The 22,153-nt window shown below is 66.0% G+C and carries 26 protein-coding genes; 10 read left to right on the top strand and 16 right to left on the bottom strand.

Annotated elements, in window-relative coordinates:
- The first annotated feature begins 110 nt into the window (after positions 1-110).
- Together dksA and ACP156_RS16575 are read left to right on the top strand one after the other, a co-directional pair.
- Complete coding sequence (gene dksA, locus ACP156_RS16570; RefSeq protein ID WP_425052851.1) at positions 111-533, top strand: RNA polymerase-binding protein DksA; 423 nt, start codon at positions 111-113, stop codon at positions 531-533.
- Between the two features lie 91 nt (positions 534-624).
- The gene (locus tag ACP156_RS16575; RefSeq protein WP_425052852.1) at positions 625-1,755 is read left to right on the top strand and encodes an FAD-dependent oxidoreductase; all 1,131 of its coding nucleotides are present in this window, start codon (positions 625-627) and stop codon (positions 1,753-1,755) included.
- On the opposite strand, the gene ACP156_RS16580 is transcribed toward ACP156_RS16575, so the two are convergent.
- Both ACP156_RS16580 and ACP156_RS16585 read right to left on the bottom strand, forming a co-directional pair.
- Positions 1,752-2,099: a YigZ family protein gene (locus ACP156_RS16580; protein ID WP_425052469.1), complete on the bottom strand. Its 348-nt coding sequence runs from the start codon at positions 2,097-2,099 to the stop codon at positions 1,752-1,754. The two genes, ACP156_RS16575 and ACP156_RS16580, sit on opposite strands and share 4 nt — an antisense overlap.
- A 103-nt stretch (positions 2,100-2,202) precedes the next feature.
- Positions 2,203-2,637: a paraquat-inducible protein A gene (locus ACP156_RS16585; protein WP_425052470.1), complete on the bottom strand. Its 435-nt coding sequence runs from the start codon at positions 2,635-2,637 to the stop codon at positions 2,203-2,205.
- Positions 2,638-2,817: 180 nt separating this feature from the next.
- On the opposite strand from ACP156_RS16585, the gene ACP156_RS16590 reads away from it, so the two are divergent.
- Positions 2,818-3,243 (top strand): acyl-CoA thioesterase, encoded by a 426-nt coding sequence (locus tag ACP156_RS16590; RefSeq protein WP_425052471.1) that lies wholly within the window; start codon positions 2,818-2,820, stop codon positions 3,241-3,243.
- Positions 3,244-3,259: 16 nt separating this feature from the next.
- Here the strand turns inward: ACP156_RS16590 and ACP156_RS16595 are convergent, their stop codons facing one another.
- Positions 3,260-3,562: a hypothetical protein gene (locus ACP156_RS16595; RefSeq protein ID WP_425052472.1), complete on the bottom strand. Its 303-nt coding sequence runs from the start codon at positions 3,560-3,562 to the stop codon at positions 3,260-3,262.
- 176 nt (positions 3,563-3,738) lie between these two features.
- Here ACP156_RS16595 and ACP156_RS16600 point away from each other — a divergent pair, with 176 nt between their 5' ends.
- Positions 3,739-4,326, top strand: a complete 588-nt coding sequence (locus ACP156_RS16600; RefSeq protein WP_425052473.1) for a TetR/AcrR family transcriptional regulator — start codon at positions 3,739-3,741, stop codon at positions 4,324-4,326.
- Between the two features lie 19 nt (positions 4,327-4,345).
- On the opposite strand, the gene ACP156_RS16605 is transcribed toward ACP156_RS16600, so the two are convergent.
- Positions 4,346-4,684, bottom strand: coding sequence for a DUF6476 family protein (locus tag ACP156_RS16605; protein WP_425052474.1), 339 nt, complete (start codon positions 4,682-4,684; stop codon positions 4,346-4,348).
- Here ACP156_RS16605 and ACP156_RS16610 point away from each other — a divergent pair.
- Positions 4,683-5,729 carry an RluA family pseudouridine synthase gene (locus ACP156_RS16610; RefSeq protein WP_425052475.1) on the top strand — a complete coding sequence of 349 codons (1,047 nt, stop codon included), beginning with the start codon at positions 4,683-4,685 and terminating at the stop codon, positions 5,727-5,729. The two genes, ACP156_RS16605 and ACP156_RS16610, sit on opposite strands and share 2 nt — an antisense overlap.
- Positions 5,730-5,874: 145 nt before the next feature.
- Positions 5,875-6,774 (top strand): RNA polymerase sigma factor RpoH, encoded by a 900-nt coding sequence (rpoH, locus tag ACP156_RS16615; RefSeq protein ID WP_425052476.1) that lies wholly within the window; start codon positions 5,875-5,877, stop codon positions 6,772-6,774.
- A 64-nt stretch (positions 6,775-6,838) separates the two neighbouring features.
- On the opposite strand, the gene ACP156_RS16620 is transcribed toward rpoH, so the two are convergent.
- Positions 6,839-7,549 (bottom strand): helix-turn-helix transcriptional regulator, encoded by a 711-nt coding sequence (locus ACP156_RS16620; protein ID WP_425052477.1) that lies wholly within the window; start codon positions 7,547-7,549, stop codon positions 6,839-6,841.
- 71 nt (positions 7,550-7,620) lie between these two features.
- On the opposite strand from ACP156_RS16620, the gene ACP156_RS16625 reads away from it, so the two are divergent.
- Both ACP156_RS16625 and ACP156_RS16630 read left to right on the top strand, forming a co-directional pair.
- A complete protein-coding gene (locus ACP156_RS16625; protein WP_425052478.1) occupies positions 7,621-9,228 on the top strand; it encodes an FAD-dependent monooxygenase in 1,608 nt (535 codons plus the stop codon).
- On the top strand, positions 9,225-9,404 hold the full coding sequence (locus ACP156_RS16630; protein ID WP_425052479.1) for a hypothetical protein: 180 nt from the start codon (positions 9,225-9,227) through the stop codon (positions 9,402-9,404). Before ACP156_RS16625 ends, ACP156_RS16630 begins: the two co-directional genes overlap by 4 nt.
- Here the strand turns inward: ACP156_RS16630 and ACP156_RS16635 are convergent.
- The 6 genes from ACP156_RS16635 to ACP156_RS16660 all read right to left on the bottom strand — a co-directional run bounded on the left by ACP156_RS16635 (position 9,401) and on the right by ACP156_RS16660 (position 14,407).
- Entirely contained in the window at positions 9,401-10,663 is a 1,263-nt protein-coding gene (locus ACP156_RS16635; protein WP_425052480.1) for a 3-deoxy-D-manno-octulosonic acid transferase, read from the bottom strand. The two genes, ACP156_RS16630 and ACP156_RS16635, sit on opposite strands and share 4 nt — an antisense overlap.
- Before the next feature lie 94 nt (positions 10,664-10,757).
- Positions 10,758-11,246, bottom strand: coding sequence for a bacterioferritin (gene bfr / locus ACP156_RS16640; protein ID WP_425052481.1), 489 nt, complete (start codon positions 11,244-11,246; stop codon positions 10,758-10,760).
- Between the two features lie 132 nt (positions 11,247-11,378).
- On the bottom strand, positions 11,379-11,624 hold the full coding sequence (locus tag ACP156_RS16645; RefSeq protein ID WP_425052482.1) for a (2Fe-2S)-binding protein: 246 nt from the start codon (positions 11,622-11,624) through the stop codon (positions 11,379-11,381).
- 482 nt (positions 11,625-12,106) lie between these two features.
- The gene (locus ACP156_RS16650; protein ID WP_425052483.1) at positions 12,107-13,060 is read right to left on the bottom strand and encodes a glutathione S-transferase family protein; all 954 of its coding nucleotides are present in this window, start codon (positions 13,058-13,060) and stop codon (positions 12,107-12,109) included.
- A 12-nt stretch (positions 13,061-13,072) separates the two neighbouring features.
- Complete coding sequence (gene ygiD / locus ACP156_RS16655; RefSeq protein WP_425052484.1) at positions 13,073-13,891, bottom strand: 4,5-DOPA dioxygenase extradiol; 819 nt, start codon at positions 13,889-13,891, stop codon at positions 13,073-13,075.
- Positions 13,892-13,981: 90 nt separating this feature from the next.
- Positions 13,982-14,407: a DoxX family protein gene (locus ACP156_RS16660; protein WP_425052485.1), complete on the bottom strand. Its 426-nt coding sequence runs from the start codon at positions 14,405-14,407 to the stop codon at positions 13,982-13,984.
- 159 nt (positions 14,408-14,566) lie between these two features.
- Here ACP156_RS16660 and ACP156_RS16665 point away from each other — a divergent pair, with 159 nt between their 5' ends.
- Positions 14,567-15,463, top strand: coding sequence for a LysR substrate-binding domain-containing protein (locus ACP156_RS16665; protein ID WP_425052486.1), 897 nt, complete (start codon positions 14,567-14,569; stop codon positions 15,461-15,463).
- 70 nt (positions 15,464-15,533) lie between these two features.
- Entirely contained in the window at positions 15,534-16,364 is an 831-nt protein-coding gene (locus tag ACP156_RS16670) for an amidohydrolase family protein (protein ID WP_425052487.1), read from the top strand.
- A gap of 107 nt (positions 16,365-16,471) precedes the next feature.
- Here ACP156_RS16670 and ACP156_RS16675 read toward each other — a convergent pair whose 3' ends face one another.
- The 5 genes from ACP156_RS16675 to ACP156_RS16695 are packed head-to-tail and all read right to left on the bottom strand — an operon-like array spanning position 16,472 to position 22,153.
- A complete protein-coding gene (locus ACP156_RS16675; RefSeq protein ID WP_425052488.1) occupies positions 16,472-17,425 on the bottom strand; it encodes an ABC transporter substrate-binding protein in 954 nt (317 codons plus the stop codon).
- A gap of 24 nt (positions 17,426-17,449) precedes the next feature.
- Positions 17,450-18,451, bottom strand: coding sequence for an ABC transporter permease (locus ACP156_RS16680; RefSeq protein ID WP_425052489.1), 1,002 nt, complete (start codon positions 18,449-18,451; stop codon positions 17,450-17,452).
- Positions 18,448-19,947, bottom strand: coding sequence for a sugar ABC transporter ATP-binding protein (locus tag ACP156_RS16685; protein WP_425052490.1), 1,500 nt, complete (start codon positions 19,945-19,947; stop codon positions 18,448-18,450). Before ACP156_RS16685 ends, ACP156_RS16680 begins: the two co-directional genes overlap by 4 nt.
- The gene (locus ACP156_RS16690) at positions 19,944-21,101 is read right to left on the bottom strand and encodes a Gfo/Idh/MocA family protein (RefSeq protein WP_425052491.1); all 1,158 of its coding nucleotides are present in this window, start codon (positions 21,099-21,101) and stop codon (positions 19,944-19,946) included. Before ACP156_RS16690 ends, ACP156_RS16685 begins: the two co-directional genes overlap by 4 nt.
- The gene (locus ACP156_RS16695; protein WP_425052492.1) at positions 21,098-22,153 is read right to left on the bottom strand and encodes a sugar phosphate isomerase/epimerase family protein; all 1,056 of its coding nucleotides are present in this window, start codon (positions 22,151-22,153) and stop codon (positions 21,098-21,100) included. Before ACP156_RS16695 ends, ACP156_RS16690 begins: the two co-directional genes overlap by 4 nt.

Below are 22,153 nucleotides of genomic sequence, written 5' to 3' on the forward strand. Positions count from 1 at the left end.
ATTCTTGCGTGACATCCCCCGCGCCATGCTATAGACGGACCCCACAAGGAGGGTGCCGGATGCCGATGAAGCGCGACATCGACCTGTCCGGCCAAGCAGGGAAAACGGGAATGAAGGCCGAGACCTTTCTGTCGGACGATTATACGCCAGCCGAAGACGAACCTTTCATGAACGAGCGTCAGCTCGAGTATTTCAGAAGAAAGCTGCACACCTGGAAAGCAGACCTGATGGGTGACAGCAAGAACACGATTGAGGGGCTGCAGGACAGCGCCCGCTCTGTCCCGGACATTGCAGACCGGGCCAGCGAAGAAACCGACCGGGCCCTGGAGCTTCGCACCCGCGACCGCCAGCGCAAGCTGGTCGCCAAGATCGACGCCGCGCTGCGGCGGATTGAGAACGGCGAATACGGCTATTGCGAAGTGACCGGCGAACCGATCTCGCTCAAGCGGCTCGATGCCCGCCCGATCGCGACCATGAGCCTCGAGGCGCAGGAACGTCACGAGCGGCGCGAGAAGGTCCACCGCGACGATTGATACCTTGCGCGACTGCGCAGGCTGAACGACACCGGGGCTGGTCCCCGGTGTTTTTCGTTTCGGGACCGCGTTGCAGGGGAAGGGGGAGCCCATCATGCTGATCGGACAGCGGATTACCGTGGTCGGCGCCGGCATCGGTGGCCTTGCAGCCGCCATCGCGCTCGCGAAGCGCGGCGCGCAGGTCACCGTTCTGGAACGCGCGCCCGAGATCCGCGAGGTCGGAGCCGGGCTTCAGATCTCGCCCAACGGCTCGGCCGTGCTGGATGCGCTCGGACTGGGCGATGCGTTGCGCGCCTCCGGCGTCGTGAACCGCGCGCTTCAACTGTGCGACCACCGACGCGGCGCGCCGGTGCTGCGGATGGATCTCGCCACCTACAACGCCGCCGGGCATCCCTTCGTCCTGATCCACCGCGCCCGCCTGATCGAACTGCTGGCCCACGGCGCGCGCGAGGCAGGGGTCGAGATCCGGCTGGGCGCCGAGGTTCACCCTTCCGACAGCCCTCTGTCCGAAGAGATGCTGCGGATCGGCGCCGAGGGCCTGCATTCGCAGATGCGCGCCACCCTGAACGGGCCCGAGAGCGCCTTTTTCACCGGACAGGCCGCATGGCGCGCCGTCATCGCCGACGACGCCCCGCCCGAGTCCCGCGTCTACATGGGGCCGGGGCGGCACCTTGTGACCTACCCGCTGGGCAACGGGCTGCGGAACATCGTGGCGGTGGAAGAACGCCACGCGTGGGTCGACGAGGGCTGGTCCCATCCCGACGACCCGGAAAACCTGCGCCGCGCCTTCGCGGGTTTCTCGCCCGAGGTTCGCGGCTGGCTCGACAGGGTGACCGAAACCCACATCTGGGGCCTGTTCCGGCATCCCGTGGCCCACACGTGGCACTCCGACAGTTGGGCGCTTTTGGGCGACGCCGCGCATCCGACGCTGCCCTTCCTCGCTCAGGGCGCCAACATGGCGCTGGAAGATGCGTGGGTGCTGGCCGACTGTCTGAACGCGCTTCCCGCCGACGAGGCGTTGGCGCTGTACCAGGCCCGCCGCCGCCCGCGCGTGGTCCGTGCGATCGAGACCGCGAACGGCAATGCCCGCAATTTCCACCTGAGAAACCCGCTGATCCGCACAGCCGCGCACACGGCGCTGCGCATCGGTGGCGCCGTCGCGCCCTCGGCGCCGCTGCGCCGGTTCGACTGGCTGTACGGCCACGACGTCACGAAGGGCTAAAGCGCGTCGAGATAGATCCGCACCGCGTCCTGCACATGCCGGAACCGGTCGCCGCCCAGATGCTTGCCGCCGTACCATCGCGTCACCACGACAAGGTGATCCGTCAGCCCCTCGCGCTCCAGCATACGCAGGATGACCATCCCCGCGCCGGCCTCGCCATCGTCGTTCTTCACCGGACCGTCACTGGTCAGCAAACCCCACGAATGATGCGTCGCTTTGGCGAATTTCTTCCTGCGCAGCAGTTCCTTGACGAGGGCTTTCGCCTCCGCCTCCGACGCGCAGGGCCCGCCCGAGACGGCGTATTTCGACCCGCGGTCAGAGATGATGTTCTCCAGCACCAGCATCCGACCGCGGTACCCCGAGCCCGACCGGAACGCCGCCCGCTTCTTCTCTTTCCAAATACCTCGGGGGAGTCGCGCAGCGACGGGGGCGGCGCCCCCTCGAACCTCAGCCGCGCATCCGGCGGCCGGTCAGGATCGAGATCGCCAGCGAGCCAAGGATGCAAGCGGTGAACAGGTACAGCCCCCACGCCGTCTCGACCGTGGCCATCCCGACGCCCTTCACCACCACGATATACAGCGCCACAAGGAACACGTCCGCCATCGCCAGTTTTCCAAGCAGGTGCAGCGCAGGCAGCAAGCGGGGCGAGGCGAGGTCGAAGTGGACCAGCGCCAGTCCGATGGTTTTCAAATACGGGGCGAACAGCGCGAAGACCGTGACCAGCATTGCAAGCACCACATCGGACTGCCACAGCGACTGCAGGCCCGAGATCACCGAGATTTCCGACAGGCCGAACAGTGGCAGTAGTCCCGCCCGCATTAGCGGCGCGAACCACGCGACCGGAAAAAGGATCAGAAGCGACAGGTTGAGAAGGCGAAGCACCACGGCGCTCTCCCGGGCCGGATCGAAGGGCAGGGCGCCGGACGCCCCGATCCCGCAGAAACGCCAGTCTCGGGCGCAAGGCAAGGGTCAATCGGGGAACAATCGGGGCTGCCCCTTGCATCCCCCTTCGTCTAGGTTCCCCCGGAAGCGGTTGGTTTGCGAACAGGAAAGGGTACGGGAATGGCGTGGTTTCTTTCGTACAGGGCGGCGGTCGATCCGTCTCATTGCGATGCGCTGGGCCACATGAACGTGTCGCGCTATTTCGCCGCCTGTTCCGACGCGGGCTTTTCGCTTCAGGGAGAGTTCGGCCTGACCGCCCGCGACATGCGCGAGGGGCGGCGGATGTCCTTCGCCGTGGTCCATGCCGAAAGCGAGTTCCTGTCCGAGGTGCACGTGGGCGAGGCGATCTACATGGAAAGCGGCATCGCGGCGATAGGGGGAAAGTCCATGACCTTCCGCCACCGCCTGTTCCGCGCCGACGGGCGGCGGATCTGTTTCCAGACACGGTTCCGCTGCGCGCTGATGAACCTTGTCACCCGGAAGGCAGAGCAGGTGCCCGACGATATCCGCGCCGCGGCGCAGGCCTTCTTCGTCGGCGACGACTGATCCCGCCGTCGCGGGCCTAGCCGCCCAGCCGTTCCAGTTCCGGGGTCAGGCGAAGGCGGGTGTCATCGTCGACCGAGACCCCCCGCAGCAGCGCCGCGCGGGCCCGAAGGTTCGCGGCGCGCGCCGACAGGATCTCGCCGTCCGTTTCATCGCTGCGGGCCAGTCCCCGCCGCGCCAGCACATCGCCGATCGGCACAAGTTCCGGATAGTCCGACCGCCGCGTCTCTGGCGAAACGGCGTGGTCCAGTTCTGGCCAGTCGGAGCAGGCGGCAAGGCCCAGGCACAGGCACAGGGGCAAGATCAGGAAAACTGGGCGCATGACGGGCAAGATCCCTGTGCTGCGGGCGTGTTCAGGCGGTGCGGCAAGTCCGGGCTTCGCGACTTGAGACAGCATTCGCGCCTTGTCAGGCTGTTTCGCAGCGATTCGGCGTATCTGTATCAGATGATTTCTCATATGACGTTGTGAGTGCCTATTTTTGGAATAATTGATTAGATATGACAAGAACTGTTGCCAACGGTGCCAGCAATACCGGGGAGCGTATCAAGGTCGCGGCCCGGCATCTCTTTGCCCGCGACGGTTATGCCGCTGTTTCCATGCGACAACTCGCGGCCGAGGTCGGGGTTCAGGCCGGGGCGCTTTACCTCCACATCCCGGACAAGCAGTCGCTTCTGTTCGATCTGCTGCGCGAGAACATGGAAACTCTTCTGGTCGCTTGGGATGCCGAACCGCGCGGCGAAGGCCCGGTCGGACGCCTTGAAAGCTTCGTCCGTTTCCACATCCGGATGCATCTCGACAACCCCGACAGCGTCTTTCTGGCGAATATGGAGTTGCGCAACCTCACGCCCGAGAATTTCGCGGTGATCGCCGGGCTGCGCGATCAGTACGAAGCCGAACTGGTGGCGATCCTGCGCGACGGCGGGGCCTCGGACGAGATGCGGGTGCCCGACGCGCACCTTGCGGCGAAGGCGCTGCTTGCGATGCTGACCGGCGTCAGCGCGTGGTATCAAGATGGCGGGCGGCTGAGCCGTGACCGGGTCGAGCGTATCTACTGGAACATGGTGCGTCGCGCCGTGGGCGCCTGACGTCGTTCCGGGCGCCGCCTTACTCGGTCGCCGTCTCGGTCGCCGCCTCAATCGCCGTCTCGATCGCCACTTCCTGCCGCAGCGCGCCGGTTTCGGGATCGAAGATCAGGATGCGGTCGTCTTGCGTCACAACCGCGGCCCATCCGCGCCCCAGCGTCACCGCCTGCGCCCTGGCGCCTTCGGGCAGCACCACAGCCTCGGGCAGAACCGGGCCGTTGCGTTCCGGGAAGCGGGTGACAAGGAACGCGATCAGCACTATGAACCCGCAGATCATTACCACCATCAGCACGGTCACGAGCGTCCGCAGAAGCTTGAGCGACCGCGTGTCCATGATCGCCTGTTCCGGAGTCTCTTCCATGTCCGCCTCTCGCCTGCTGGTGACGATCGCCTCCGATCCGCCGCCGCGCCTTGATAAGGCACTGGCCCGCGACGTGCCAGAGGCCGCCGCGCTCAGCCGTTCGCGGCTGGCAAAGATGCTGGCCGAGGGCGCGGTGCTGCTGGACGGCGACGCAGTGACCGATTCCAAGGCCCGGCCCGCCGAGGGTCAGGTCTATGAACTGGTGATCGAGGCCGCCGTGGAGACCGACATGACGCCCGAGGACATCCCGCTGGAGGTGGTGTTCGAGGACGACAGCCTGATCGTCGTCAACAAGCCCGCAGGGATGGTGGTGCATCCCGCGCCGGGCAGTCCCGCGGGAACGCTGGTCAACGCATTGCTGGCCCATTGTGGCGACAGCCTGTCCGGCGTCGGTGGCGTCGCACGTCCCGGCATCGTGCACCGGATCGACAAGGACACCAGTGGTCTTCTGGTCGCCGCCAAGACGGACCGCGCCCATCATTCTCTGGCCGCCCAATTCGAAAAGCACTCGGTCGAACGCCATTACCTCGCCGTGGTCCACGGCGTGCCCGATGCCGCCGACCCGCGTCTGCGCGGTATCCGCGGGGTGAGCTTCGAGGATGGCGGCATTCTGAAGCTGACCACCCAGATCGCCCGCCACCGCACCGACCGGCAGAAGCAGGCCGTCGTGTTTCAGGGCGGCAAACATGCCGTCACGCGGGCACGGGTGGTGGAACTGCTTGGCCGTCCGCCCGCCGCCGCGCTGGTGGACTGCTGGCTCGAGACCGGGCGGACGCACCAGATCCGGGTTCACATGGCGCATGCCGGCCATGCGCTGATCGGCGACCCGGTCTATGGCGGTCGCCGAAAGCTGCCTGCGCGTTGCGAACCAGCCGGTGCCGCAGAGGCCGCCGCGAATTTTCCTCGGCAGGCGCTTCACGCCGCAACTTTGGGGTTCGTTCACCCCGAAACGAACGATTTCTTAAGGTTTGAGGCGGATCTTCCCGTCGATTTGAAGGAACTGTTGGCGGCGCTCGGGGCTTCACCCCGTGACACGAAGCCGTGAAATTCGATGACATTGGTGGATGCGCGACGGAAATCCGCACATCTTGCGTACCACCTGTCGAGTACCGCGCCATCTTGAACGGTGGTGACGGGATGCCTAGATGGATGTTAAGGCCCGAAACATTCGGGCGCCAAGAGGGATGCACATGAGCAATTATGCGACTCTTCCAGCGCCGTCCCCGGAACAGGGGCTGAACCGGTATTTGCAGGAAATCCGCAAGTTTCCGATGCTGGAACCGGAAGAGGAATACATGCTGGCCAAGGCATGGGTCGAACGTGAGGATACGGGTGCAGCGCACAAGCTGGTCACCTCGCACCTGCGTCTCGCCGCCAAGATCGCCATGGGATACCGTGGCTATGGTCTGCCCCAGGCCGAGGTGATTTCGGAAGCCAACGTCGGCTTGATGCAGGCCGTGAAGCGGTTCGATCCCGAGAAGGGGTTCCGCCTTGCGACCTATGCGATGTGGTGGATCCGCGCCGCTATTCAGGAATATATCCTGCGGTCGTGGAGCCTTGTGAAACTTGGCACCACCTCGGCGCAGAAGAAGCTGTTCTTCAACCTCCGCAAGGCGAAGGCCCGTATCGGCGCGCTTGAGGACGGCGACCTGCACCCCGACAAGGTCGCGAAGATCGCGACCGATCTGGGCGTGACCGAGGACGAGGTGATCTCGATGAACCGCCGGATGTCCGGTGGCGATGCGAGCCTCAACGCTATGGTCGGCTCGGAAGGCGACAGCGCGACCGAATGGCAGGACTGGCTGGAAGACGAAGACGCCGACCAGGCCGGCAGCTACGAGGAAAAGAACGAACTGGAAGTTCGGCGCGAACTGATGGCCGAGGCTCTGGAAGTGCTGAACGAGCGCGAGCAGGATATCCTGACCCAGCGCCGCCTGCAGGATCAGGCCGTGACGCTTGAGGACCTGTCGGGCCAGTATGGCGTCAGCCGCGAGCGTATCCGCCAGATCGAGGTGCGCGCGTTCGAGAAGCTGCAAAAGCGGATGAAGGAACTCGCCCGTGAGAAGGGCGTGCTGGCGCAACCCGCCTGACCCTGTTCAATCCGATTTTGGAAAGCCCGGTGCCCCGGCGCCGGGCTTTCTTGTTTTGGTGGCCTCAATCCCGGCAGATTGCGAAGAGCCCGGCGCGCGAGGTCAGGCCAAGCTTTTCGTAAGCACGCTTGCGGTAGGTGACGACCGTCGACGGCGCGACTCCAAGATCGGCGGCAATGCTCTCGGCTTTCTGGCCGGCGAGGATACCCAGGCACACCGCTTGCTCGCGCGTGCTCAGCACCGCAAGGGGCGGCGGAATGCCGGTGTCGGCGGCCTTCTCGAAGTGCAACAGCGCCAGACGCCCCACCAGCCGGGCCAGATCGGGGGCCGGTCCATCCGGCCCGCGTTTCGATCTGTACAGGCTCACGAACAGCCGCAGGCTGTCACCCGCTGCAAGAAGCGTGGTCTTTGCCGTTAACCCCGGTTCGTCGAAGAAGATCCGCCGATAGACGGCGTCCATATCGGCCTGAACGTCCTCCAGCCGCCGAACCGCCACGGTGCCCGGCGCCGCGGCAAGCAGGTCCGCCAGCAGTGGGTCTTTCAGGAACCAGCGATCAAGGTACTGCGTCGCCAGTTTCTCGGCCAGCGCGGCATGGCGGAAATGGCGGGACAGCAAGCAGCTGGCGTGATCGGCGCGCAGCGAGAAGACCATGATCTGATCGACCTCCATCGCTTCGACGAGGTCGCAGAACGCCTGCGGAAACCTTTCGGTCCCAAGCTGCGCAAGGCAGGCGTCGATCTGATGCGCGAGGCTGGCCATGGGGTTTCGTAGCATGTCCCTCCCGAAGGGGGACAGACAGCGGGCGGCCGATTTCCTAAACCATCGGTCAAAGGAGAGGAGCCATCATGAGACCAGCCGGACGCGCCGAAACGGAGTCGCTGTATTTCCGCTATCCGCATTTCGATCCGCCAGCGGACCGTGCATCACTGACTGAACACAGCCCGGTCGCGATCGTCGGGGCCGGGCCGGTGGGCATGGTGGCGGCCCTGGGGCTGGCGCGCGAAGGGATCCGCTCGGTCCTGATCGACGCGAAGGCGACGTTCAACGACGGCAGCCGCGCGATCTGCGTAGCGCGGCAAAGCTACCGCATTCTGGAAAGGCTTGGCGTGCTTGCGCCGTTCCTTGAAAAGTCGCTGGGCTGGACGACCGGGCGCAGCTTTTACCGGGGCCGACAAATCCTTGAATTTCACATGCCCGACAGCCCGGACGAGAAATACCGGCCGATGTACAACCTTGAACAACAATACATCGAACAATTCCTGTGGGACGCCATCGCCCGCGAGCCGTTGATCGACGCGCGGTGGCAAAGCGCGGTGACCTCTGTCGCGGATACCGGCGACGGGGTGCGCGTATCGGTGCGCGATCCGCTGGGCGCCTACGACCTGACCGCCGACTGGTGCCTCGCGGCGGACGGCGCCCGCAGCGCTGTGCGGACCATGCGGGGCAAGCGTCTTAAGGGCGAGAATTACGAGGGGCGGTATGTCATCGCCGACCTGAAGATGGCGCACGACTATCCCACGATCCGGCGCGCGCTGTTCGACCCCGATTGCCGGCGCGGCGGTACAATCCTTGTTCACAAACAGCCCGAAGACATCTGGCGCATCGACTACCAGTTGCGCGACGGCGAGGACGAGGCCGAGGCGATCCGCGAGGAGAACGTGCGCGCCTCAGTCGCTGCCGTGCTGCAGGAACTTGGCTATGACGGCGCATGGGACCTGGAATGGTGGAGCATCTACTCGGCCAACACGCTGGCGCTGGACGACTACCGGGACGGGCGCGTGTTCTTCATCGGCGACAGCGCCCACATCGTGCCGATCTTCGGGGTCCGCGGGCTGAATAACGGCATCGCCGACGCGGACAATATCGCGTGGAAACTGGCGCGCGTGCTGAAGGGGGCCGCGGGCGAGGCGCTGCTGGACAGCTACTCGCCCGAGCGGCGCGGGGCGACGCTGGACGTCTTCGCCAACGCCTCGAAATCCGCGCGCTTCATGACGCCTCCGACGGCGGGCTGGCAATTGATGCGGGATGCTGCCTTGAACCTGTCGCTTCGGCATGCATGGGCCGGTGAACTGGCCAACCCGCGCCAGATGACGCCCTACACCTATGTGGACAGTCCCATCGTCGCGCCCGACGACCCCGCCTTCGGCGCGGGTGCGGCGCCCGGCGCTGTCCTGCCAGAGGCGCGTGTCGGGGATGGATTCCTGTCCGATAGGCTGGGCCCGGGCTTCACCTTGATCACCACTGACGCGGGGCTGGCCGGGGCGCTGGAGTGGCCGGATCTGACCGTCGTGGCGCTTGCGGCAGAGACGGATGCCGCCCGCATGCTGGAGATGGGGCCGAACAGCGCCTACCTCGTCCGGCCCGATACCCACGTCGCCGCCCGCTGGCGCGCGGCGACCGCAGCGGCGGTGCGCGATGCGCTGGACCTTGCCACCGGAGGAGTGCCGGAATGACCCCCGCAGACGTCGAAACCGTGTACGAGACGCTGGCCCTGCAACTGGATGCCGTGGACGCAGAGAAGCGCGAGCTGTTCCTCGCGAAGCTTGCGCTGTTGCTGGCGCATGATGTGGGGGATGCGGGCCACGCCTGTCTCCGCATCCATGAAGCGGCGGAGGATCTGGACGTCTAGGGCTGCTGCCGGGCGAAGGAGACCAGCCGGGGCACCAGCGTCGCGATCAGCGTGGCGCTGTCGTCCTGCGCCGCGAGGATCGTGTCAGCTCTGTCGGCCAGCGTCGTCTGTGCCGCCATGTCGCCAGCCAGCCGCGTGACGGCCTCGGTCAGGGCAGGGCCGTCGGCCACCATGACCGCGCCGCCGCCATCGTCGAGTGCGGTGTAGGCCGCGCGGAAATTGGCAATGTCGGGGCCATGCAGGATCGCCGACCGCGCGGCGGCGGGCTCGAACGGCGTGTGGCCGCCTTTGGGCGCGAAGGAGCCGGCGACGAAGGTCAGCCCGGCAAGGTGGTACCACAACGGCATCTCGCCCAGCGTATCGGCTAGATAGACGGCGGTTCCGTTGTCCGGCGCTTCTTCCTTGCTTCGTCGCGCAGAGGGCAGCCCGGTTGCAGCGACCAGCGCCGCGACCTCGTCACCGCGCGCGGGATGACGGGGGGCGAGAATCATCTTCAGCGCCGGGCGGCCTCTGTGGGCTTTTGCGAAAGCATCCAGCACGATGCGTTCTTCGCCCTCGTGGGTCGAGGCGACCAGCAGCGTCTCTGCGCGCGGAAACAGCAGCGCGAGGGCTGCGAAAATCTCGGAGTCCGGCTGGGGCAGATCGACTCCTGATTTCAGCGTACCGGTCGGGCCTTGTGCCTTTGCGGGCAGGCCGAGTTCGGCGAAATGCCGGGCCGACTGGGGATCTTGCGCGCTGAGGAAGGCGATCCGGCGCATCAACAGGGCCGCCAACCGTGGCAGCCGCTGCCACGTGCCGAAACTGCGCGCCGACATACGCCCGCCGATACAGGCCACGGGCACGGGCGAGGTGACGATCCGGTTCGGCCACAACTCGTTCTCCATCACGATCAGCAGCGACGGCCGGATGCGGCGGCGAAAGCGGGCAAGGCTCCACCGGAAGTCAAACGGGGCAAGGCGCGCGGTCAGCTTCGGCACGCCCCAGCCCTCGGCCAGCGCGCGGCCCGTGACGGTATTTGCCGTCACCACCAGCGGCGCGTCCGGGTCTGCGGCGCGCAACGCGGCGACGAGTGTCCGGGCCGAGGCGAGCTCTCCGTTCGAGGCGCCGTGCAGCCAGATCGCGCCGGGCGCGGTCGTGGCGCCGCCGCCCAGCCGCTGTGACAGGTCCGTCCATGTCTCGCGCCCGCGCAGCACGCGCAGCAGCGCCCCGGCCAGCAGGACCGGCGACAGAAGTGTCAGCAGAAGGCGATACAGCAACATCGGCATTCCCGGGCTATGCCACGCGGATCGGCAAAGAAAAACCCGGCAACCTTTCGGGCGCCGGGTTCGGGTCTGGTCTGTGCGGGGAAGGAGGTTAGTCCTCGCCTTCGTCCATCTTGCCCGCGTTCAGCTGGGCGTATTGCTCGGCGCCCACGCGCTCGTACAGGTCCAACTGGGTCTCGAGGAAGTCGACGTGACCTTCCTCGTCCGTCAGAAGCTCTTCGAAGATGTTCTTCGACACGAAGTCGCCGACGCTCTCGCAGTAGGTCCGGGCCTCTTTGTAAAGGGCCACGGCTTCCAGTTCGGCGGCAAGGTCGGCTTCCAGCGTTTCCTTCGGGGTCTCGCCGATCCGCAGCGGGTCAAGCTTTTGCAGGTTCGGATGGCCTTCAAGGAAGATGATCCGGTCGATCAGCTTGTCCGCGTGGTTCATCTCTTCGATGGATTCCTCGCGGCTTTTCTTCGCCATATGGGCAAGGCCCCAGTCAGCCTGCAGGCGGAAATGCAGCCAGTACTGGCTGACCGCCGTCAGTTCTGCACGCAGCGCGCGGTTGAGATACTCGATAACCTTGTCGTCGCCCTTCATGGCACGGACCCCTTGATGAATGGTTTTCAACAAGCTAGCGCGGACTTAGAAGGATTCCAAGTTGGAGTTTGCGCGATTTGGAAGAAACCCGGCGCAGGCGATGCGGTGCCGGGCAGGGTGGCGTCGCCTGGGTCAGGCTTGCCGAGCGGACTTCCGGGACTGGCGCAGCCCACGCAGGTTGGCGGGAACCTCGAGGTTCTCGTTCCCGGCCATGGTGCTCATGAACAGGGGCAGGCAACCGCCACAGTCCGCGGCCTTGCCCAGGGCGCGGTAGATCTTGCCCGGTGTAATCAGCGTCTCGGCGTCCGAAGCGCGCATCCAGTCGATGGCCGAGTGGATGTCTTCATCGGAGATGTTCTGACAGTGGCAGATGATCAAAGATTCTCTCCCCGGGCGGTGACTTGCCTGTTGATGGAGAAACTGAGCGAAAGTGTCGGATATGTCAATGCTGCCGTCGGGGGCACGTGATCACGGGGGTGCGAGGTGGTTGGAGTTGCGGTGACTCCCCCTCCCTGACCCTCCCCCTGGAGGGGGAGGGAATGGCGCGTGTTGCTGGGGAAGCGTGCGGTGGCCCCCCTCCCTGACCCTCCCCCTGGAGGGGGAGGGGATGGCGTGTGGTGTTGGGGAAGAGGGCGGTGCCCCCCTCCCTGACCCTCCTCCTGGAAGGGGAGGGGATGGCGTGTGTTGCTGGGGAAGAGGGCGGTGGCCCCCTCCCTGACCCTCCTCCTGGAAGGGGAGGGGATGTCGTCGCGCTCGGGATTAGGTGGCGGTGGCGTCGCGGCAGTTGCCATGCCGCTGCGGGTGGGCGCGGTTTCCCTCCCCCTGAAAAGGGGGAGGGCCAGGGAGGGGGGCGGGCGTAGTCACAAAAGCTCCAGCACGTGCTTCGGCCCTGTGGGGCGGATTCCGTTCGGGTTCAGCGCCTTGATCGAGTAATAGCCGCGCGTGATGTGGTCCATGTTCACCGTGGCGCGGATGCCGGGCAGGGCGAGGATGCGTTTCGTGTAGGCCCACAGCCGCGGATAGTCGTAGATCTGGCGGCGGTTGCACTTGAACACCCCGTGATAGGCGGCGTCGAAGCGGATCAGCGTGACGAAGGTGCGGATATCCGTCTCGGTCAGCCGGTCGCCGAAAAGGTAGTCGCCTGTCAGCCGGTCTTCCAACGCGTCCAGCATGGCGAACACGCCGTCCACGGCTTCGTCGTAGGCGGCCTGAGTCGTCGCGAACCCGGCCTTGTAAACACCATTGTTCAGCTTGTCGTAGACCCTCGGGTTCAGCGCGTCGATATCCTCGGCAAGATCCTCCGGGTACAGCCGCAGATCCGATGGCACGATCCCTTCGAAGGCGGTGTCCAGCATCCGGACGATGTCGGCGCTTTCGTTGTTCACCATCACGTCGCGCTTCATGTCCCACAGAACCGGCACCGTGGCGCGGCCCGTGAAGGCCGGATCGGCGCGGGTATACAGTTCGTGCATGTAGGCGGCGCCGTGCAGCGGATCCTCGTCCACCTGATCATAGCCGCCGAACTGCCAGCCCTGACCGGTCAGGGTCGGGTTCACCACGGTGACGGGGATGATGTCCTCCAGCCCTTTCAGCGCGCGGACCATCAGCGTGCGCGACGCCCATGGGCAGATATAGGCGACGTACAGGCGATAGCGTCCGGGTTCGGCGGGGAACCCGCCTTCGCCGGTGGGCCCCGCGCTGCCGTCCGGGGTGATCCAGTTGCGGAAGGACGAGACCTGCCGCACGAACCGGCCCTTGGCGTCCGATTTCTGGACCGGGTCCCAGTCCTTTGTCCAAACTCCGTCGACGAGCATGAGATTTCCTTTCTAGTGGAAGACGAAGCTGCGCATCGAGACGGACCCGATGTCGATGCTTTCGTTCATGAATGTCAGCTGGTCCTTGTGGTCCGAAGCACCGGCCACCGTCAGCGAGGGCAGGTAGTGGTCCAGCGACGGGTGCGCGACCTGCAAAAGCGGGCCGAGCGCGGCGCGATCGGCGACGGCGGGAAGGTTGCGCTCGGCCAGCATGTCGGCGAAGTGGCGGTCGAACTCGATCGCCCAGTCGTGCGGCTTGCCGCCCCAGCGCAGAGCGCCGAGGTTATGCACGACATTGCCCGAGCCAAGGATCAGAACGCCCCGGTTGCGCAGGTCCGCGATGGCGCGCCCGATCTCGAGGTGGTGCGCCAGATCCTTGGTCATGTCGATGGACAGCTGAAACACGGGTACGTCGGCATCCGGATACAGCCATTTCAACACCGACCACGCGCCGTGGTCGAGGCCCCAGGTATCGTCGCCTTCCGCGTGGTGGCTGGCCAGCAGCGACACCACTTCCTGCGCCGTGTCGGGGGCGCCGGGAGCCGGGTATTGCTGGGCGAACAGCTCACGCGGGAAGCCGTAGAAATCGTGGATCGTCTTGGGCATGCGCGAGACGTTTACCAGCGTGGTGCCGCGGGTCATCCAATGCGCGGAAACTACAAGGATCGCTTGCGGGCGGGGCAGGGTGCGGCCGAGTTCGGCCCAGCTGCGGGAATACTCGTTGTCCTCGATGGCGTTCATCGGAGAGCCGTGGCCAAGAAAGACCAACGGCAGACGGTCGGACGCCTTCAGGCTGTTCTTCAGGGATTGCAGATCGTGAGCGATGCTCATGACGTGTTCCTTTCGCTCTTATCGTGCTTTCGGGAATGCCGCCGCACCACAAGGACGCGACGGCGAAGTGTTGGTGTATCGTCGTCCGGATCAGGCGGGCACGGCGGCCGAGTAGGTGCGCCGCGTCGGGTAAAGCGCATAGGCGCCGTCCCCCAGCAGGGCCAGAGCGGCCTGCGCGACGGCCCACATCACCGGGTATTCCCAGCCGCCACCGGCATTCGACCAGTTAAAGCCGGCGCCGGCGTGAGCGAAGATCGCTGCGCCCAGAAGCACGGGCACCAGCACCGCCGAGACGACGCGGGTCGCGACGCCAAGGATCAGCGCGACGCCGCCGGCGATTTCCAGCAGCATGGTGACATAGCCCAGCCAGCCGGGCAGGCCGATGCTGTCGAAGAAGCCAGCGGTGCCGGCGGGGGTGAAGATGAACAGCTTCACAAGGCCATGGTACAGAAACAGGACGCCGGTGGTCACGCGGAGGAGGAACACGGCATAGGGAGCGGTACGAGAGTCGATCATTGGAAGGTCCTTTCGGGTCTGGGCCGCGCCCGGCTGTCACAGGGTGCTTCGGGGCCGGGGCGGCGTCGTTCGATGGACGCAATATGCGGATTGCCCTTTGCCAATGAAATGGCGATGATATGGAATGACTTTCCGCATATCGTTCCGAATATTGTCGCCATGGACCTGATCGACGGCCTTCGCGCCTTTGTTGCCACCGCCCAGACCGGATCGTTCACCGGCGCGGCGGAACGGTTGGGAGTATCGAACCGCCTCACCTCGAAATATGTGGCCGAGCTTGAGGCGCGTCTGGGCACGCGGCTGTTGCAGCGCACCACCCGAAGGGTCGGGCTGACTCCGGCGGGCGAGGACCTGTTGCAGCGCGCGCCCGCGCTGCTGGAAGAGGTCGATGACATGCTGTCGGCGGTCCGGGAAGAGACGCGGGGCTTTTCCGGCATCCTGAGGATCTCTGCCCCGGTGACGATCGGCGAGTCCTATGTCGTCGGTATGCTCAGCCGGTTCGCGGCGTCGCATCCGGAACTGGTGATCGACCTGCGGCTAAGCGATGCCTATTCCGACCTTGCCTCAGAAGGCATCGACCTTGCCTTCCGGATCGGGATGCCGCCGGTGTCGTCGGTGAAGGCACGGCGGCTGGGCGAGATCCGAAGCTGCGTCGTGGCCTCGCCCGCGTATCTTTCAAAGCACGGAACGCCATCGACGCCCGACGACCTGTCGGCACACACCTGCATCGCGGACACCAACCGTCGCGACCCGCGCCGCTGGGTCTTCACCGGACCGGAGGGCGAGGTGGCCGTGACGGTGCCGACCCGCTTCATGGTCAACAGCGCTCAGGCCGCGCGCGATCTGGCGCTTGATGGACACGGCATCGCCTATTGCCCCGAGTTCGTTCTTGGCTCCGCGCTGGAGGATGGTCGCCTGACCTCGCTGCTGCCCGGCTACGCGACCGGAGCGCATCCGCTGAGCGCGGTGTATCTTTCGGGCGCACCGCTGCCGCGCAAGGTGCGGGCGTTGATCGACTTCGCGGTCGAGGATGTACGCAGGGCCGGGGTCGCCTGAAGGGAAACGCCTTGCGCGCCCTCGTCAGGGGTGAAACTTCTGTCGAAGTCAGCCCAAAGAAAGCCGCCCGATGCCGCACCCGTTCACGGAACCCAAGATCGACTGCCACCTTCACCTGCTGGACCCGCAGCGGTTTCCCTACGGCGCCGATACCCCCTATCGCCCCGAGGGATCGGAGATCGGAACGCTCGACCAGATGCGCGCGGTGTTCGAGGCGAACGGCGTGACCCGCGCGCTGTTGGTGCAGCCGTCCTCGGGCTACGGCACGGACAACCGGGCAATGCTGGACGCCATTCGTCAGTCCGGAATGGACTGGCGCGGCATCGCGGTGGTGGGGCCGGAGATCACGCATGCCGAGCTTGCATCGCTGAAACAGGCGGGTGTCGCGGGCGTGGCCTACAATCTGCCGTTCCATCCAAAAGGGTACTACAAGGGTTTCGGCCCGGTGACCGAGATGCTGGCCGATCTCGACATGGTGTTGGACATCCAGTTCGAGGGCGACGGCATATTCGAAGCGCTCGAGGTCATCGGCGCGTCACCGGTCCGGCTGACCATCGACCATTGCGGGCGTCCTGACCTGTCGGCGGGCCGGGACAGCGCAGCGTTCAAGGCGCTGCTCAAGCTGGCGGACCGGCCGGCCGAGACGGTCATGAAGCTTTCGGGCCACCACAAGTTCGCGCCCTTCCCGTGGCCCTTCGAAGCGGCCGCGCCGTTCGTGGCCGACCTGCTTTCGGCCTACACGCCGGACAATTGCGTCTGGGGCTCGGACTGGCCGTTCCTGCGTGTGCCCGAGCGCGTGGACTACGGCCCGTTGCTGGCGCTGGCCGCGCGCAGCCTTCCGGATGACGCCGACCGCGAGAAGGTGTTCCGCCGCACGGCTGAACGGGTGTTCTGGGGGTAGGGGCTGTGCCTCTAATCCGGGTGACCTCGAAGCCGGGACATTGCACCCGCTAACGAAAAGGGCCCGGACGCAACCGCCCGGGCCCCTGTTTCAGATTGCCCCGAATATCAGAAGGGGCTGTCCGGGAAGTAGAACGACTCGGCATTTTCCGGCGTGATGATCTGGCTGCCGATGATGAAGCGGCCCGATACCGGAGTGGCGGAAACGAGACCCAGGGCCGTCAGTTCGATCGCGGTGGCGATCTGCGCAGGCGGGTAGGTGACGTTGACCGGCAGCATCGGGTCGCCGTCCATGATGCGCTTGATGATCTGCTTCATGCCGGCACCGCCGACCACCCACATCTCTTCGCTGCGCCCGGCCTGATCGATGGCTTCCAGCACGCCGACGGCCATGTCGTCGTCGGCAGCCCACACGGCGTCTATGTCATCGTATTTGGACAGGAAGTCCTGCATCACGTTGAACGCATCGTCACGGTTCCAGTTGCCGTGCTGCATGTCCAAGACGTTGATGCCCGAGCCTTCGATAGCGGCGGTGAAGGCATCCACCCGCTCGTTGTCCAGCGTGGTCGGGATACCGCGAAGAACGACGATGTTGTCGCCGTCGTTGAGGTTCTCGGCGAAATACTCGCCTGCGACACGGCCAAAGCCCGGGTTGTCGCCCGCGACATACAGGTCCTCGATCCCCGGCACGGACAGGCCGCGGTCGACCACGGTCACCCAGATGCCCTGTTCCTTGACCGCCTGCACCGGCGAGGTCAGCGGCTCGGACTCGAACGGCAGTACGACCAGCGCATCGATGTCGCGGGTGGCGACCATGTCTTCGATGTCGTTGACCATCTTGCCCGCGTCGCCGGCGGTCGCCAGCACGAAGTCCAACTGCGGATAGGTGGCTTCCAGCCGTTCGATCGACGCCTGCGCGTGATAGTTAAGGCCGCCCATGAAGCCGTGCGTGGCGGACGGGATGGCGACGCCGATGGTATAGGTTTCGTCCTGCGCCACGGCGGGGCCGGCGGCAAGGGCAAGGCCGATGGCGGCCCCTTTCAGCAATGTCCTGCGTTTCATGTCTTTCCTCCCAATGTTTGCCGATCAATCGGCGGACTTGCCTTGCCGTTGCAGTACGACGGCAAGAATGACGATCACGCCCTGGATCGCGCCGTTCAGGTACGGCGAGACGATCGAGGCGAGGTTCAGGATGTTGTCGATCAGGCTGAGGATCAGCACGCCGACGACGGTGCCCCAGACCCGGCCGAAGCCGCCCTTGAGCACGGTGCCCCCGATGATCACGGCGGCGATGGCCTCCAGTTCCCAAAGCACGCCGGTCGAACCGGAGGCAGAGCCAAGGCGGGGCACGTACATGATGGTCGCAAGGCCCACGAGACCGCCCAGCAGCACGTAGGTGGCCATGCGGACAAGATCGACCTTGACCGCCGAATAGCGGGCGACCTGCTCGTTCGCGCCCAGCGAGGCGCAGTGGCGGCCGAAGGGTGTCTTGCGCATCGCGATCTCGCCAAGGATGGCGACAACCGCGAAGACGATGATCGGCCATGCGATGCCGAACAGGCCGTCATAGTAGACCGGGCGATAGAAGCTGCGGGCGTCGAAATCCAGCGACAGGGTGCCGCCATCGGCCAGCCAGGTGGTCAGCGAGCGGTAGATCCCCATCGCGCCCAGCGTGACGATGAAGGCCTCGATCCCGGCCTTGGCGATCAGAAGGCCGTTCAGCAGCCCCGCCGCCAGCCCCGTCAGCATCGCCACGGCCATGCCCGCCAGCACCAGCGGCACGCCGACGCCCAGCGAGGGCACCAGCGCATTCATCGCCATGATCATCACGCCTGCCACGAAGGCCGCCATCGAGCCCACGGAAAGGTCGATACCCCCGCCGGTGATCACAAAGGTCATGCCGACCGCGATGATCCCGATGAAGGCCGAGCGGGCCAGGACGTTGGTTACGTTGCCATAGCTCAGGAAGTTCGAGTTCAGCGACGCCCCGAGAACGATCAACGCGATCAGCGCCAGAACAGGGCCAAGCGTCTGGAACGAAACCCGGAAACGTCGGGCGGGGGCGCCGGTGGCGGTCGTGTCGGTCATGCGGAAGCTCCGGTCAGTTCGCCCACGCCCATGGCGCGGCGCAGGATCGCGTCTTCGGTGATCTGGTCTCCGGTCAGTTCTCCGGCGATGTGGCCGCGTCCCATCACGACCACGCGAGAGGACAGGCCGATCACCTCGGGAAGTTCCGAGGACACCACGATGACGCTTTTCCCGTCTGCCGCCAGCGCGGCGATGAAATCGTAGATCTGTTGCTTGGTGCCGATGTCGATGCCACGCGTCGGCTCGTCGATGATGACGATCTGCGGTTCGGCCAGCATGGTCTTTGCCAGCAGAAGCTTCTGCTGGTTGCCGCCCGACAGGCTGCCGGCGGTCATGGACCGGTCGCCCGCGCGGATGTCGAATTCCGAGAACGCCTTGGTCAGCGCGCGGTCTTCGGCCTGCTTGTCGATGAACAGCCGCCCGAACCGGTCCAGCGCCAGAAGCGTCAGGTTCTCGGTCAGCGATTTGCCCAGCAGCAGACCCTTTTCCTTGCGGTCCTCGGTCAGGTAGACCAGTCCCGCTTCGCGGGCGGCGCGGACGGAACCGGCACGCAGCGGCTGTCCGTTCACCTTCACGCCGCCGGTCGCGGGGCGAAGGCCGACGATGCCCTCCATCAGCTCGGTGCGGCCCGCGCCAACCAGTCCGGCAAAGCCCAGCACCTCACCCCGCCGCAGCTTGAATGAGGCGTCGCGGACATGGCCCGGCACCGTCAGGTTCTCGACCTCCAGAACCACGTCGTCGGCCGGGGCAGGGCGGTCGGGGAACAGGTCGGACAGTTCACGGCCCACCATGGCCTCGGCCATCGCGTGCTCGGTGAAACCATCGGCGGAACGGGTGGTGATATGGCTGCCGTCGCGCAGCACGGTGACGCGGTTGGCGATGCGGGCGATCTCGTCCAGCTTGTGGCTGGTATAGAGGATCGCCGCGCCCTGCGCCTTCAGCCGCGCGATCTGCTCCAGCAGCACGTCGGTCTCGCGCCCGGTCAGCACGGCGGTCGGTTCGTCCATGATCAAGACGCGTGCGTTGCGGCCCAAAGCGCGGGCGATCTCGACCATCTGCCGGTTCGGCACCGACAGGTCGCTGACGCGGGCGCGCGGATCGACATGGCAATCCAGCCGCGCCAGCCATTCGCGCGCCTCGGCCCGCATCGCGCGCGTATCCAGAAACGGCCCGCGGCGCTTCTCGCGGCCAAGGAACAGGTTTTCCTCGACTGTCAGCTGCAGGGCGAGGTTGAACTCCTGATGGATCATCAGGATGCCCTCGGCCTCTGCCGCGCGCTGGTCGGGGAAGGTCACCGGACGTCCGTCCAGCAACAGCTCGCCCTTTGTCGGCTGCAGGTAGCCGCCGAGGATCTTCATCGTGGTCGACTTGCCCGCGCCGTTTTCGCCGATCAGCGCATGGATCTCGCCCGGGACAAGGTCGAAGTCGACACCGTGAAGCACCTCGATCGGCCCGAAGCTGCGGGTGATACCGCGCGCTTCGAGGATCGCGGTCATATCGACACCCAGGCCGCGTTCCGTTTCGAAGAGCGCACGCATGCGTCCACGAAGGCGACCCCTTCGACCCCGTCGTCGATGCTCGGGAAGGTAACGCCCTCCGGCAAGGCGGCCCCGGTGCGGGCGGCGCGGATTGCCTGCGCGGCTTCACCGTAAATGTTCGCGAAGCCCTCCAGATAACCTTCGGGATGGCCCGGCGGCACCCGGGTCAGGCGGCGCGCGTCTTCGCCCGTCGCACCCGAGCCTCGGGTGATGATCTGCGTGGCGCCGCCCAGCGGTGTGACGAACAGCTGGTTCGGGTTTTCCTGTTGCCATTCCAGCCCGGCCTTGGTGCCGTAGACGCGAAGGCGCAGGTCGTTCTCTTTGCCCGAAGCGACCTGGCTGCACCACAGCATCCCGCGCGCGCCGCCCTCGAACCGCAACAGCACGTGGCCGTTGTCGTCCAGCTGCCGCCCCGGCACGAAGGCCTGAAGGTCGGCGGCAATCGCCTCGGGCTTCAGCCCGGTGACGAAGCGGGCGAGGTTCCATGCATGGGTGCCGATGTCGCCGGTGGCGCCGCCCGCACCGCTGCGCGCCGGATCGGTGCGCCACGCGGCCTGCTTGTTGTCCTCTGCAGGGGCCTCGGCCAGCCAGTCCTGCGCGTATTCCACCTGCACCAGCCGGATGTCGCCCAGGTCGCCCCGCGCCACCCGCGCCTGCGCCTCGCGCACCAGCGGATAGCCGGTGTAGTTGTGGGTCAGCACGAACAGCGCGTCCGACCGCTCGGCGGCGGCCTTCAGTTTCTTCGCGTCCATCAGGGTGCCCGCCATCGGCTTGTCGCAGATGACATGGATTCCACGCTTCAGGAACTCGCGCGCGACCGGCATGTGCATGTGGTTCGGCGTGACGATGGCCACCGCCTCGATCCCGTCCTTCAGCCGCGCCTCGCGCCGCGCCATCTCGGTGAAGTCGGTGTAGGTCCGGTCCTCGGCCAGCCCGAGTTCCGCGCCCGAGGCGCGCGCCTTCTCCTCGTCCGAGGACAACGCCCCCGCGACCAGTTCATACGCGCCATCCAGTCGCGCGGCGATACGGTGGACGCCGCCGATAAAGGCGCCTTGTCCGCCGCCGACCATGCCCAGCCGGATCGGTCCTTTGCGTTCGGCAAACTTGCTCATGACAGCCCCAGCATCTTGCGGTTGGCCGCGTCGTCCGCGCCGCCGTCGGCGAAATCGTCGAAGGCATGGGGGGTCACACGGATGATGTGGTCACGGACGAAAGCCGCGCCCTCGCGCGCGCCGTCCTCCGGGTGCTTCAGAGCGCATTCCCACTCGACCACCGCCCAGCCGTCGAAGTCCATCGCGGCCAGCTTCGAGAAGATCGCGCCGAAATCCACCTGACCGTCGCCCAGGGACCGGAACCGCCCGGCCCGGTCGACCCAGGACTGGTAACCGCCGTAGACGCCCTGCCGCCCGGTGGGATTGAACTCGGCGTCCTTGACATGGAACGCGCCGATCCGCTCGGCGTAGATGTCGAGGTTGTCGATGTAGTCCAGACACTGAAGGACATAGTGACTGGGATCGTACAGCATCATCGCGCGGGGATGGTTGTTCACCCGCTCCAGGAACATCTCGAAGGTCGCGCCGTCGTGCAGGTCCTCGCCCGGATGGATCTCGTAGCACAGATCGACCCCGTGGTCGTCGGCCATGTCCAACAGCGGGCGCCAGCGGGCGGCCAGTTCGTCGAACGCGGTCTCGACCAGCCCGGCGGGGCGCTGCGGCCACGGGTAGACATAGGGCCACGCCAGCGCGCCCGAGAAGGTCGGCATCGCCGTCAGCCCAAGGTTCTTCGATGCGCGGATCGCCTTTTGTACCTGTTCCACCGCCCACGCCTGCCGCGCTGCGGGGTTGCCGCGCACCGAGGCGTCCGCGAAGCCATCGAAGGCCGCGTCATAGGCGGGGTGGACGGCGACAAGCTGGCCCTGAAGGTGGGTCGAAAGCTCGGTCACCTCGATCCCGTTGTCGCGCGCCTGTCCCGCCCAGTCGTCGCAATAGGTCTTGCTGTCGGCGGCCTTGTCGAGGTCGAACAGCCGTCCGTCCCAGCTTGGCACCTGCACCCCGGCATAACCGCAATCGGCGGCCCATTTGGTGATCCCGTCCCATGTGTCGAACGGCGCGGCATCGCCTGCGAACTGCGCCAAGAACAGCGCAGGTCCCTTGATGGTTTTCAC

It is taken from the genome of Psychromarinibacter sp. S121 (assembly GCF_049801035.1).
In the GTDB taxonomy this organism is placed as follows: domain Bacteria; phylum Pseudomonadota; class Alphaproteobacteria; order Rhodobacterales; family Rhodobacteraceae; genus Psychromarinibacter.